The organism is Bacillus sp. JJ634, assembly GCF_036962285.1.
Lineage (GTDB): Bacteria > Bacillota > Bacilli > Bacillales > DSM-1321 > Peribacillus > Peribacillus asahii_A.
Map to the genome: position 1 here is coordinate 3,993 of NZ_JBALMU010000068.1, position 13,111 is coordinate 17,103.

Annotated in this window: 10 protein-coding genes; 5 read left to right on the forward strand and 5 right to left on the reverse strand. The window is 38.2% G+C overall.

Annotated elements, in window-relative coordinates:
* Positions 1-514: 514 nt before the first annotated feature.
* Positions 515-778, reverse strand: coding sequence for a helix-turn-helix domain-containing protein (locus tag V7068_RS11695; RefSeq protein ID WP_499712940.1), 264 nt, complete (start codon positions 776-778; stop codon positions 515-517).
* A 121-nt stretch (positions 779-899) separates the two neighbouring features.
* Here V7068_RS11695 and V7068_RS11700 point away from each other — a divergent pair, with 121 nt between their 5' ends.
* The 4 genes from V7068_RS11700 to V7068_RS11715 all read left to right on the forward strand — a co-directional run bounded on the left by V7068_RS11700 (position 900) and on the right by V7068_RS11715 (position 5,132).
* Positions 900-1,025 (forward strand): hypothetical protein, encoded by a 126-nt coding sequence (locus tag V7068_RS11700; protein ID WP_499712941.1) that lies wholly within the window; start codon positions 900-902, stop codon positions 1,023-1,025.
* 12 nt (positions 1,026-1,037) lie between these two features.
* Positions 1,038-1,478: a hypothetical protein gene (locus tag V7068_RS11705; RefSeq protein WP_499712942.1), complete on the forward strand. Its 441-nt coding sequence runs from the start codon at positions 1,038-1,040 to the stop codon at positions 1,476-1,478.
* Between the two features lie 975 nt (positions 1,479-2,453).
* Positions 2,454-3,023: a hypothetical protein gene (locus tag V7068_RS11710; RefSeq protein ID WP_499712943.1), complete on the forward strand. Its 570-nt coding sequence runs from the start codon at positions 2,454-2,456 to the stop codon at positions 3,021-3,023.
* A gap of 399 nt (positions 3,024-3,422) precedes the next feature.
* Positions 3,423-5,132: a peptidase G2 autoproteolytic cleavage domain-containing protein gene (locus V7068_RS11715; protein WP_499712944.1), complete on the forward strand. Its 1,710-nt coding sequence runs from the start codon at positions 3,423-3,425 to the stop codon at positions 5,130-5,132.
* Positions 5,133-5,558: 426 nt separating this feature from the next.
* On the opposite strand, the gene V7068_RS11720 is transcribed toward V7068_RS11715, so the two are convergent.
* Positions 5,559-6,128 (reverse strand): chromate transporter, encoded by a 570-nt coding sequence (locus tag V7068_RS11720; protein ID WP_499712945.1) that lies wholly within the window; start codon positions 6,126-6,128, stop codon positions 5,559-5,561.
* A gap of 441 nt (positions 6,129-6,569) precedes the next feature.
* On the opposite strand from V7068_RS11720, the gene V7068_RS11725 reads away from it, so the two are divergent.
* Positions 6,570-6,776, forward strand: a complete 207-nt coding sequence (locus V7068_RS11725; protein ID WP_499712946.1) for a hypothetical protein — start codon at positions 6,570-6,572, stop codon at positions 6,774-6,776.
* A 479-nt stretch (positions 6,777-7,255) separates the two neighbouring features.
* Here the strand turns inward: V7068_RS11725 and V7068_RS11730 are convergent, their stop codons facing one another.
* The 3 genes from V7068_RS11730 to V7068_RS11740 all read right to left on the reverse strand — a co-directional run bounded on the left by V7068_RS11730 (position 7,256) and on the right by V7068_RS11740 (position 12,984).
* Positions 7,256-8,566 carry a replication protein gene (locus V7068_RS11730; RefSeq protein ID WP_499712947.1) on the reverse strand — a complete coding sequence of 437 codons (1,311 nt, stop codon included), beginning with the start codon at positions 8,564-8,566 and terminating at the stop codon, positions 7,256-7,258.
* Positions 8,567-9,893: 1,327 nt separating this feature from the next.
* Complete coding sequence (locus tag V7068_RS11735) at positions 9,894-11,219, reverse strand: MFS transporter (RefSeq protein WP_499712948.1); 1,326 nt, start codon at positions 11,217-11,219, stop codon at positions 9,894-9,896.
* A gap of 280 nt (positions 11,220-11,499) precedes the next feature.
* Positions 11,500-12,984: a class I adenylate-forming enzyme family protein gene (locus V7068_RS11740; protein ID WP_499712949.1), complete on the reverse strand. Its 1,485-nt coding sequence runs from the start codon at positions 12,982-12,984 to the stop codon at positions 11,500-11,502.
* Between the last annotated feature and the right edge of the window lie 127 nt (positions 12,985-13,111).

Below are 13,111 nucleotides of genomic sequence, written 5' to 3' on the forward strand. Positions count from 1 at the left end.
GAAAGTGTAAGGGTTAAGACCGAAAGTGTAAGGGTTAAGGCTCAAAAAACCTTATATACCAAGGGATTCAGGCCTCCGAAAACAATTAAAACAATTAAAACAATTAAAACAATATATTAAAAACAACAAAAGGAATTGTCGAATGAATATTAAAACCGAAAATGTAAGCTTTAAAATTCTTTTCCTATGATATTTTATAAGACTCTGCAAAGTTCATAAAATGTTTCTTCAATACTTGTAAATAACCTCTTTATACATGCTAAAAAGAATCAACATTTGACTGACTCTTTCTAACCTAAAAGATCTAGTGACAGAGTTTTTTCATAGCCTGCAAAGTAAATTCCATTAGAAAGGAAAAATAGAGTCTGCTAAGATTAAACATTCTTGTAAAAAGATTTGGTAATCGTTTCGAAAATTATTAAAGTTTTATATGCAGTAAACTATTTTACGATTCATAACAGAAACTCTGTCACTGAGCCACTTCCTTGATAAACTAACTTTAATATGCCTTTTGTTACATATCCCAAAAATCGCTCATTTTTGCGCCCTTGTCTATCTCACGAATGGCTTTTAATAACTTTTTCATGACGTCCTGTCGAGGGATGTAATCTTTTTCATTACAAGCTTTTGAAATTGTATTTTTACTAACCTTTGCGGCTTCAGCTAAATCCTGTTGATCCAGTCCTTTTTTATCCATCCACTTCCCAAGTTTGCTTCTTTGTTTACCGATGCCCCACATTTTTTCTTTTACCCCTTTCGAAATAATTGTTATCAGCATTCTTGACCATTAATCCCAAAAGTATTCAATCTAATCTAAAAAAGTTGGGAATAATGGACAAGCAGTACCTAATACCATTTATCGAGGACGTCAAGAGACGCCATATAGGGAGGTTGAACAAATGGCAAAAAGAAAACGTGACGAAGAGCTAGAAGAAGCTAATTTAGATAGTACTGGTGATTCAGGCTTAGAATGGGCTGTAGCTGTATTAGTCGTTATTTTAGCAGTTGGATTTTTTACGATGTAAAGGAGGGATTTTATGTATCGACCTACTGTACGTTATGACGATGTTTTTAAGGAATATATAGATAGTCTTTTCCATGCTACTCATTTAGACCGAAACCAAATTATAAGAGCAGCTCTCTTTGCAGCAGCGTATTCAAAGGAGTTCCTGAATCTGTTGACTGAACATAAAAAGAAAGACGTCCCTCTCCCTCCCCCACTATGGGAGCGCACCCAGCACGGGTACTGGATGGAACAGAGCCCAAAGATAAGAAGAACAAAGGGAGGTAGGGACGTCAATGATATCCATGAACGAGCGACAACGATTAATAAAAATATTGGAGCTGTTGGAACAGGAAGAAGAAACGGAAAAGAGCAAAGTGGGTGTATCAAACCGATTAAGGGACAATCAAGGGAGATTCATGGCAAACCAATCAGAATCGAAAACCAGGGAGGAATTACCCTTACGATCAATTAAATTAGTTAAAGTAAAAGGAAGCTATGGAACTTACGTGGTAAAAGAACAATGGTTAAGCGAAGAAGAGAAAGGGAGACTGATGGCTTTAGGAGCCCTTATATTGTTAGCTATCATTTTTTAAGAAGTTGGTTTACATTTTCTTTTTTAAAAAGTTTGACGAAAAATTTTAACATTTTTTTGAAATCTTCCCTTGATTAAAACATTAACAAAAATGTTATACTTAGAATGGACGCGAAAATAAAATTCCTTATGAATTTCATTTTCTTAGTAAATAAAAACCTCATAAAGCGATAGTAAATTGTTCTTTCATTTTAATTTCGCGGGGTATTAAACCATTAAACCCCAGAGCAAGAAATCGATTGTGAATGGCAATCTATTTTAAGGGGGGAACATACTGTTTGCAACCAATTAAAGAGCAGATCTTTCAGAAGAAGGTCTTCCACTTCCACAACTGGTGACCATAGTAGCCACCATTGGAACTAAGCTCAATTGTTCTAAGCAAACAAAAGTAAAAAAAGACCAATGGAACTCCTGCTCCATTTGGTCTTTTTTTAGTTGTTAATACATATTATTCTTCTCTTAATCACTATTCCAGAATCTATACAGCCGCTCTACAAAACTTACCTAATCTTCCTTATAAATTACTCATAAGTAGATTTCCGATAAACGTTTTGCTCCTTTGGTCAAGCCGCAGGATTTAATTTCTTTGTACCATTATTTCTAATGCGTACAATCGGTTTCTTGTGACTTGTTGTAAACAAATCATACCTTACCGCATAGGTGGTTGTATCGAGAATCCACTCTGCCACCCAGTCTGAGCCAGACAATAAGGATAGTCATGACGGTATGACTATAAGAGTAGGGGCTTTTTATGAATACTTATACTTATTTTTATCATTTGTCGAATTTTTACGTTTTCTTTTTAAAGGTAGGTCATGACCGCATAACGAAATAGATAACTGGGGGTGTACGGTTATGACTAAAAGAGTAGGAATCATCTTTAAATCAAGTGAAGTGATGAATAAACTTAACATCAAAGATTCTGTATTCAAAAAATATATTTCCCTGCTAGAAAAAGAAGGCTACGTATTTCAGAAAAACCCTCAAGGTCATCGACTTTTCTTTAATCAAGACATAAAAGCACTTGAAATGTTCATGGAAATGAGCAAGTATGACGGCGTAACGCTTGAAATGGCAGCTAAGAAAATTAGTGAGATGAATGGTCATGACAGCATATCAAAAGAAATTCAACAGCCACATGACGTTATGACCCTTATGACTCAGCTACTTGAAGAGCAAAGAATAACATATGAAAAGCAATATAAGGAACAGGAGCAACAATTTGCACTTAAAATGCAAGAGGTTTTAGAACAAAAGCTTGAGGAACAAGAAAGGCGGCTTCTGGCCAAGATAAACATTGAAGAACAACGTCAGCTGCTAAAGCAATCCCTGGAGGAACTTCAAGAGGTGAAGCAAATGATTGCTACAGATAGGGAGAATAAACCTTTCACTTTCAAGGATTGGGTAAAAACTTGGTGGAAATGAAAAAGAGCGTCCCTTAGTGGAGGCTCTTTTTATAATGGTTATGATGGTTATGACCGTTTATGACAGCATGACCTTGGTTTAATAAAAAAGTTCAATTATAGATACAGGCTCTATATTTCATATGTATTCTTATTAGGTAAATTCATACACTCGTTTTGTTTTTGAATACTCTAATAATTTTCACTAGTGTTGTATAACAAAAAGCTGCTAACTCGATGCTTTTAACTAAAATATCCACTCGTTAGCTAACCATGTTTCACTTGTGGCGCCACATACATAATATATTGGTCCAAGCTAATGTGGTGGTTAAAACATAATGTAATTACAAGAGCGAAATCTCAAACTCATTCAGAGTCTTAATGAGTTTTTAATGATATTATCCAAAAGGAGTGAAATGAAATGGCGAATGGATGTAATCAGAATCCGAGTGGAACATGCTCAGAAGCAGAAGGGGTGAATACGACAGCCAGTGGGAATGCGTCCCATGCAGAAGGATTTGTAACGACAGCCAGTGGGAATGCATCCCATACGGAAGGAGGGAGTACCAATGCTAGTGGAGAAGCTGCCCATGCGGAAGGAATTAATACCACAGCTAGTGGACCGTTTTCCCACGCCGAAGGACAGGCTACAGACGCCAGTGGTGACAACTCTCATGCCGAGGGACTTAGTACAGTCGCCAGTGGGAATAACTCCCATGCCGAGGGACTTAGTACAACCGCCAGTGGGAATAGCTCCCATGCGGAAGGGGCAGGTACACAAGCAATTGGCGGTTCTTCCCATGCCGAAGGATTTAATACGATAGCCAGTAGCGCGGCTGCTCATGCCGAAGGAAGTACCACTATCGCCAGTGAAGAAGCTGCCCATGCGGAAGGGTTTACTACCACAGCCAGTGGGTTTGCTTCCCACGCCGAAGGCAGAGAAACAAACGCATTTGGAGAAAACTCTCATGCGGAAGGATTTCAAACCACAACGGGAAATGCAGAAGATCCAACACAAGGTACCAATGCGCATGCTGAGGGGTTTTTAACAACCGCTAGTGGAAATAGTTCTCATGCGGAAGGAGAAAGCACAACCGCAAGTGGTTCTAATTCCCATGCAGAAGGTATAGGCAACTTTGCGGGTGGAAGAGCCGCTCACGTAGAAGGAGGGGGAGGTTCGGGTGTTTTTGGTGATCAGCCTAACTTTGCGAACGGGGCTAGCTCCCATGTCGAGGGTTTAAATACAAATGTAGACTCAACCGGACTTGCTGCCCATGCAGAAGGCTTCGATACACAAGCCAATGATATTGCTGCTCATTCCGAAGGCCTCGGTACAAGAGCTAATGGAGTTGCTTCCCATACGGAAGGAACTGGTACAAGAGCTGATGGATCGAATTCCCATGCGGAAGGTCTAAATACTAATGCTCAAGCGTTTGTCAACTCTCATATCATGGGACGAAATGGTGATGCAGACGAGAACAATTCATGGTTCATCGGAAACGGAACTTCGATTCTCGTTAGAGGTCTGGGGGCAAAATGGAGCGGAACGACATTTAATATGTTTGTCGATGGAATGTATTTAAGCCCTGCAGCCGACTATGCGGAGATGTTTGAAACTGTGGATGGAAACCCGATTGATGTAGGGTATTTTGTAACAACAGAAGAGGATAAGATTCGAAAGGCAACAGCCAGTGATCAGTTTATTTTAGGCATCACCAGCGCAACGCCAAGTCTCCTTGGAAATAGTGCAGGATTACGCTGGCATGGAAAATATGCGACGGATGAGTGGGGACGAAAGCAATATCATGAAGTGACGGTTCCTGCTGTAACAGACAAGAAAGGAAATGTTCTTATTCCTGAAAGAAAAGAAATGCAAGTTATGCTCAATCCTGCTTGGAATTCTGATGAAGAATATGTCCCTCGTACAGAACGGCCAGAATGGGTGGCTGTCGGGTTAATCGGCCAAGTACTCGTTCGGGATGATGGGACTTGTGAAGTCAATGGTTATTGTAAACCCAATAATGAAGGGATCGCAACAACTTCGAATACTGGATATCGGGTAATGAAACGGACAGGACCAAATCAAGTACTAATTCTTAAGGACGGTACGAGTATAATCAGTAAGCAGTAACTCATCAACATCTACACTCTTCTACTGTTTACGATTTATTATTGCAAAGATAAAGTGAATAAAAAGACCATCTTAGAGACTTGGTTTTGGTTGCCTTGATGGCAGCCTTTTAGCCTTAAAGGCTAGTATTTTATCTTTTGGTTCTTTCCCCTTGTTTTGGGTCTGTTCGGCTTGGCGACAGTTCAGCACCGCCAAAAATTTCGGAAAGCAAGGAAACAAGGGTGGAGATTTTTTGAGTGAACTTCTCAAAAAATACTACCCGAACCTTGCTTGGAGAAAAGCCTTTATATAGAGAGTGAGAGTAAAATTACTATCAAAACATAAAGAAACGTTGTTATATCAATGGTTCATAAAGGTTTTAATAGTTATCGAATTAGATAACTTTAGTTACCGAATTGGATAACTATTAAAACAAAAAAAATAGCCCTAAAAAAGGGCTATTGGAAAATCTTTAAATAATGGTTTTGCATTTGAAAATAATGCTCCAATGATAAGTGCGCTGACGATCACTAAGGCAGGATTGAATTTGAATTTTTGAAGCGCTATATACGATGCAATGGCTATTAAGATAGTTGGTAGCCAAGACATGGCATTTACAGATTCCAATAAAAATTTGAGTGCGAGTTGTAACATTAGAACACCAACGATAGGAACAACAAACATCGTGAGCCGTTTCACGCGTAATGACTTTTTATATTTTGCTAAAATACTTAATAATCGAATCATAAGTAACGTAGTAGGTGCTACTGTTGCGAAAACAGCAATAAATGCACCTGGAATACCCGCTAATTCGTAACCTATATAACCTGCAAGCTTTGTTGCAATGGGTCCTGGTAACGTATTACCGATAGCCATGATTTCATAGAATTCATCGGCTGTGAGCATTTGATATTGTTCGACTACTTCTTTTTTTATTAATGGAATCGTCGCGGGACCTCCACCGAATCCGACTAAGCCTGAGCGAAAAAAAGAAATAAATAATTGTTTTTGAATCATAGATATACCACTTTCTTAATTATATATTACTTTATACTAAACACTCTTTTCATAATTAGCCATTAAAATCCTTATTAAAAAATTTAATAACTTTATTTACCCCCATCCAAAACAGGATAGGGGGGGTATGCATATTTTAAGTAATCTTGGAGTTCCTCGGTTTTATCAACTATATCTAGTCAACCAAATGATGCCATGAGTAGTTAGTTTGTAATGAAATGTACTTAAACTATTTGGGTGCTTTACTACAAGAACAGGACTGTCTATAGACGGTCTTTTTTTATACCTTTAATTCGTTAGATGTTCGTAAGCATCGTGAAGTAAGCGTAACAGCTTATCTTTTTTTGTAGCACAGGGTAAATATATGCGAATAAAAGGAGAGGACGAGAAGTATGTTAAAAAGGCGTTAAAACTGTATGTTGAAAGAGGAGGGAAAATAATATGGCACTGAAACTTTATAAAAAACGCTATGAGGATATTATCCACTCTGATTTAATAGACAGACAAAAAGACTTGAGGCTGATACAACTAATGATGGACATGGAGAGTGCTTTCTCAATACCGATGATAAAAAATGAAGCATGGAATGAAAGAAATAAAGATGTAATTCAATTGTTTCAACAGGTATCAAATAGCAGGAAGTTATGAAGGAGGCTTAACAGCTTCCCTCTTTTTTATTATGGAGATGCTGTGCATCATTTCTATACTTATATCCAGCATTATGTTAACTCAAAAAATATATATAAGATCTATTTAGGGATGATAGCATATTTATATATTCTAGCGAGGTTCACTTAAGAATACTATGTTGGGCTCTCCGCTCAAGTGTTGCTTTTACTGGATATACAGACAGTTAACACAATGCCTGTTTATGGCCTAAAACCTCTTTCAAGTAAGTATCCCTGGTATTTCTGACATTAAGTAATATTGTGGATAGTGAAAGAGCCAATAATAGCTCTCTCTCCTGCCGCGCTTCCGCTTGCCTTACCACTGCTCGCTCCGAGGCTGTGCCCTCCAATAAAGGGCAAGTAATGAATCCTTAATAGATCTTTCTTTTAAACCTTTCTAAAAACGTGGCAAGCAGGCTATCGCCCATAATATAAGGGCGACAACCAGTGCGCACTTATTTAAGTAGCCAAATTGGGTTTCAATTTGCGAACATATGACTCGCTGATTGATAATAGCACAGCTAATTTCCTGTTAGACATTTTAGGATATCTCTGCATAGCTTGTTTTAACTGCCATAACTTATCTTCCTTCTGTTCCTTTTGTTCCTGCAAATATACTTCACGACTGACAGACCCACGTTCTTCACGTTTTTGTAATTTATCCCGCTTACGTTTTCTCCTGCGCTTTTCATTTCCACCAATAATCGTTTTTAAGTGCCGCTGTTCTTCTGGTGTTATCTCTAACCACTTAATAATCGTTGCGTTCTTCAAGTTATAGCCCGCTCCGGGATATCCTTTAGCTATCGCCTCTTCATTAGCTTTGACATCGCTTTTGGCCTTCCAAGCCTTCTCAGCGCTTCTCGTCGATCTTTCTACTTCACGCTTTGGCAGCGGCTCCTTAAATTCACTATTAAACTCCAGCATTTGATTTAAAGACTCTTTTAAATCATCCGTTAAGCAACAAGACCAATATCTGTACAAGAAGCATATTTGCTCCCGATGCCCTCTTAAATCATAATCGCGCAGCTCCGCAATCTTAACTAAATCTAATAATCTAGCATAATGAAGGCTGCGGACGTTATGTAAATGAATAACCTTTGATTTAGGCCCTGGCTTTTTCGATGTATTTTGTCGTGCTAGGGTTAACTCTGGTAAATATTCTGTCTGCAGCTCTCGCAGGCCATACCGATAATCATGTCTATAATCGACAAATACTTCTTTGTTATTTTTTGAATTCACACTGCCAGCTATCCTAAAAACGCGTGTTGAATCGATTGATTTCTTATCAGCCCCAACATATTCTAACCGCTCATAAAAATAGTTCTGAACAGCCTTCCACAGCGGAAAAGCTTGATACGGCACAGGTTCAATCAGCCATATACAAACAAGACCACGACCGGAAAATATAATAAAATTCGGAGATGGAATGTCCTCCTGAAATACTTCTAAATTCAACTTTTCTGCTACCCAATGGGGATCATAATTCAAGTTATGACAGTCTATATCGACATATAAAGCCCGTAATTGCTTTATATTTTCAATACGACGTTGTGGCTTAAAGAATGTATTTTGGCTAAAGAAAATATTATCACCGAGCCAATTAGGCAACTCTGAAGCCAATTCTGCAGGTTGATAGTGATATTGCTTCCAAGATCCATCACTCTCCTTCTTAGCAAAAGTGATCCATCCAGACGCTTTATGATGATGGAACAGCACGTGCCGTTTCGCTTCTTCAAGCGCATAGCTTTCCACCGTATTTAAATTTTGCATGACAAAAAGTCCTCCTACTAAAGAAGGGCAATCGCAAGTATATATGATAAAATTTGTCCGTATATATGCATATAGGGGGATGCGATTCCTTCTAGTATTTTTTAAAAATTCCTGGAGCGGCCAAACTCATATAGGGGTTTTCTTTTTTATTTGATTGGAAATTTAGAATCTTGTACTTTTTGAGGTAAAAAATAAAAGAATTGAAGATAAATAATAAAAAGTTGCAAGAAGAAAAAAGAAGAAAAAAAAGAGGTCTTTCACTTTCAAACTTCGACACAAAGACCTAATTTCCTTCAAAATACTTTGTTTCCATAAATGAAATACAGTAAAAATGTACTATTTTAGAAGTTGACATGGAATTTAAAGCATTGATAGAGGGAGATTAGCTGATTCTACATTCACTGGTGACCCGTAGTCTTTTAGTTTGGGTGGGCCATGTGATAGGCTTTCTTAGCCGGAGGGCGCCTTGTTTGAGCGAGGCACGAGCGAGTAGGTGCAATCCGGCCACGTCCCTGCATCACATGAGCCCTGGGGTCCCGACCAAAAGGAAACGGAAGCTCCAGTGCGCAGAAGCTTATTCAGGACCGTGATTGCTTCGTTGAATAAGCTTGTAAAAGGGCCTCTTTGAGTAAGCCGAGCGACAAGCTCTGGAGCCCTAACAGGAAGCGTTAGCTGAAGGTGGCGGTGGAGGAGATTGGCGCGGACTTACTGCTTAAGAGACTTCTTTGAGTGAACGGATAAGGCTTCTACGAAGAAACCCTCTAAACAAGAAAAAAAGAAAACAACTTTTCTTTGTTAGAAGAAAGGTTGTTTTCTTCCTTGCTGTTGCTTCCATGCAGGTATGCGGGAGAGGCTTCTTGAATGGGCGTCAGCATGGCTGCAGGATGAATAAGCTTCCAAGATTAGCTTCTTTGAGTAAGATGAGCGGCAAGCTCTGGAGCCCCAACCGGAAGCTTTAGCTGAAGGTGGCGGTGGAGGAGATTGCCGCGGACTTACTGCTTAAGAGACTTCTTTTAGTGAACTGATAAGGTTTCTACGAGGAAACCCTCGAAACAAGAAAAGAAGAAAACAACTTTTCTTGTTTAAAAGAAAGGTTGTTTTCTTCTTTGTTGTTACTTCCATTTATCGGAGCGGGACTTCTCTGAATGATCTTCGGCATGGCTACATGATGAATGTGCATGAATTGGAGCCGGAATAGATTCAGTATTCTGTATTCTCAAGAAGAATGAAAACCTTCCATACCAGCTGTAGTTTGAATTTTACTTGAACAAATCCTTTTAAGGTGTTCGTTCTATACTTGACCCTCCTCCAAAGATGTCATACATAATCACGCTTCTTTTTGCTGTAATTCAATAGCTTCTTTTTTCTGTAATTTAATCATTAACACTAATATACAAGCAGCAATATAACAGCCTGATAAGAAACCTACCCCAAGCAAACTACTGCCTCCTGCCATGAGTGCACCAACAACGAATGGTCCAACGAAGCCGCCTATATTACCAAACGCATTCCAAAGCCCCATCATTCCACCCATCATATTTGACGGTAATATTTCAGCAACCAATGTCATAAAGACAGCAGAAGAAGACATTCCGCCAACAATAGTAATACTGATTAAGAAAATAGCCAACCAGATATTATAATTAAGAGCAAGTATCGCGGAAAGTAGCGAAACTCCTGCAATGGCATTTAAACAAAACAACAATAATCGTTTATTACCAAGCTTATCATTGATAATCCCTACTGAAATCATTCCAACGGTACCAATTAACCATGGAATTGCAGATAGAAAACCAACTGTTGTATACCCTAAAGCCGAAAACTCCTTAATAATGACCGGCAACCACATAATAATTCCGTAGTTTCCAACTCCTCCACCCATAAAATAAGCAAGTGAAACAAAAATGAAATTACGATTCAAAGCCGCTTTCCAGTATGTTTTTTCCTGAATTACTTTCGGCCTGCTTGCTTCAATCGCTTGTTGTTCTAATAAATAAGCCCGTTCCTGATCGCTGATCCGTTTTTTTGAAGCTTTTAACGGACTATCTGGAATTAGATAGAGAAAAAGGAACGTTATCAAAATTACAGGAATCCCTTGGGTCATAAATACCCATCGCCAACTCTCTAAACCAAACCAGTGAATATTTGACACAATATACCCTGATATTGGCGACATTATTAAAGGGGCAACTGTAACGTATAAAAAGAAAATACCTGTAGCTCGACCACGTTCATGTTGAGGAAACCAGTTTGCTATTAAAACACCCATCGCTGGATAAATTCCACCTTCAACAAGCCCTAACAAGAAACGAATCCCAATTAACATCTCAATAGAGTTAGCCATCCCCTGCATACTCGAAAGAACACCCGTTAACAAGCCAAGAATTACAACAATATTTCGTGCACTTTTCCTGCTTGCTAAATGTCCAATCGGTGCCATTAATAAAATGTATCCGCAAAAGAATATCCCTGCAATAAATCCACTTACCGTTGATGTTATAGCAAATGTTTTCTGCATCTCTGTCATAGCAAATGATATATTGGTCCGATCGATGTATGCCAACATATACATGACGAATAACATTGGGATAATTACTTTCCAGCGATAACTCCCCTTCATTGCATGGCCTAATTGCTCTTTCTTTAGCTCCATTAAATCACCCCTGGACATATTATTAACTTCCTTTGATTCCTAGGCTTCATTTCAACTTTTCTCAAAAATGGTTTTATCGGAATCTGCAAACGTTTTCACTCCAGAGGTGCATGGTCAATACTCTCTAAATCTTGACCATTTCAACTTCTATTAATTGTAGGATGTCTTATGGAATGAATAACCTTTAAAATTTCCATATCAGAAAGCTGACTCCTGCTGTTATTTACAACAGTATCAGCCATTGGACAACAACTCTTAGAAAAGGAGACACAGCAAATATTTAAGTATATAACTCTCGTAATTTAGTTTTAACAATCTTTCCAGAACTTGTTTTCGGCAATTCATTCACAATTTCAAACTCTTGAGGTACTTTGTAGGTGGCTAATCTTTCTTTACAAAATTCTTTTAACTCTTCCACTTTTCCACTATAACCAGGCTTTAATGTTAAAACCGCCTTTACTACCTCTCCTTTTTCAGCATCTGGGTACCCTATAACAGCAACCTCCAATACGGCCGGGTGCTCGTATAATACTTCTTCTACTTCCCTTGGATAAACATTAAACCCTGAACGAATAATCATATCTTTTTGTCGATCGACAATATATAAATAGCCATCATTGTCTCGCTTTGCGATATCCCCTGTTCTGAACCATCCATCAATAAAAGCCGAATAATTTTCCTTTTCACGGTTATAATATCTCTTTATGACATTAGGTCCTTGAACAACTAACTCTCCAGATTCTCCAATTGGTACCTCTTCGAATCGTTCATTTACTATTTTGACTCTTACATCATTTATAGGAAGCCCAACACTACCTAGTTTTTTCTTACCACGAGGAGGATTAACTGATACAACTGGGGAACATTCTGTTAATCCATATCCTTCAAGGATTTCAAAGCCAAAGGTTTCTCTCCACTTTTTGAAAATCTTTTCTGGTAACGGTGCCGCTCCCGTATATGCGATTCTTAATTTCAAATGATACGTACTAATATCTTTATCATTTAACATGTACGTGTACACAGTTGGAGGGCCAAAAAAGAACGTTATCTCCTCTTTCTCCAGTGTACTTAAAGTATTTGAACTTGATTTCCATCTTGGTATCAGATAGATGTATCCACCACAGTATATTAGGGCATTCATACAATTTGATTGTGAAGCTATGTGTGATAATGGGGTCAGAATTAATGTTCTATCATTCTCATTTAGTTCCAATGTTTCTGCAAATGTTTTAGCATTATGGTAAAGATTATAATAAGTAAGCACCGCACCTTTTGGTAAACCTGTTGTTCCGGAAGTATATAAAATGGAGCATTCCTCATTCTCATGTAAATCTACTAAATATTCTGCTTGTCCACCTGTAACTAGATCACTAAAGATTGAATCATTCCTCAACAAATATTGGGGATTTTCCTCTATTCTTGTTTGTTTCAGCACTTCATTAACAGCTTCATTAGTAATGATAATTTTAGGGGTACTATCATTGATGATTATTCCAAACTCCCGTGAAGTAAACGATGGATTAATCGGAACACTTATAGCTCCGATACGCATACAAGCATAATAACTGATTACAAATTCAGGGCAATTGTCCAAAATTATAGCAATACGATCACCTTTCACAACGCCACTTAAGTAAAATTGGTTAGCAAGCTTTTGGACTCTTTCATTTAATTCCCTATACGTAAAAGAACCTGTTTCCCATCCAAGGGCTAATTTTTCAGGATTTTTTTTAGCGTGTTCCCGAAGTTTGAGATCTAAATTCACTCTTCATCGCCCTCCTTATAATCATTCAATTTAAAAGTTATGTTCTATAATTAAAGAAATCCCCCGAGCACCCCAAATACCTCAACGTGTTAAACCATACTGCTTATTCCTTTATTTTTATCGTTAA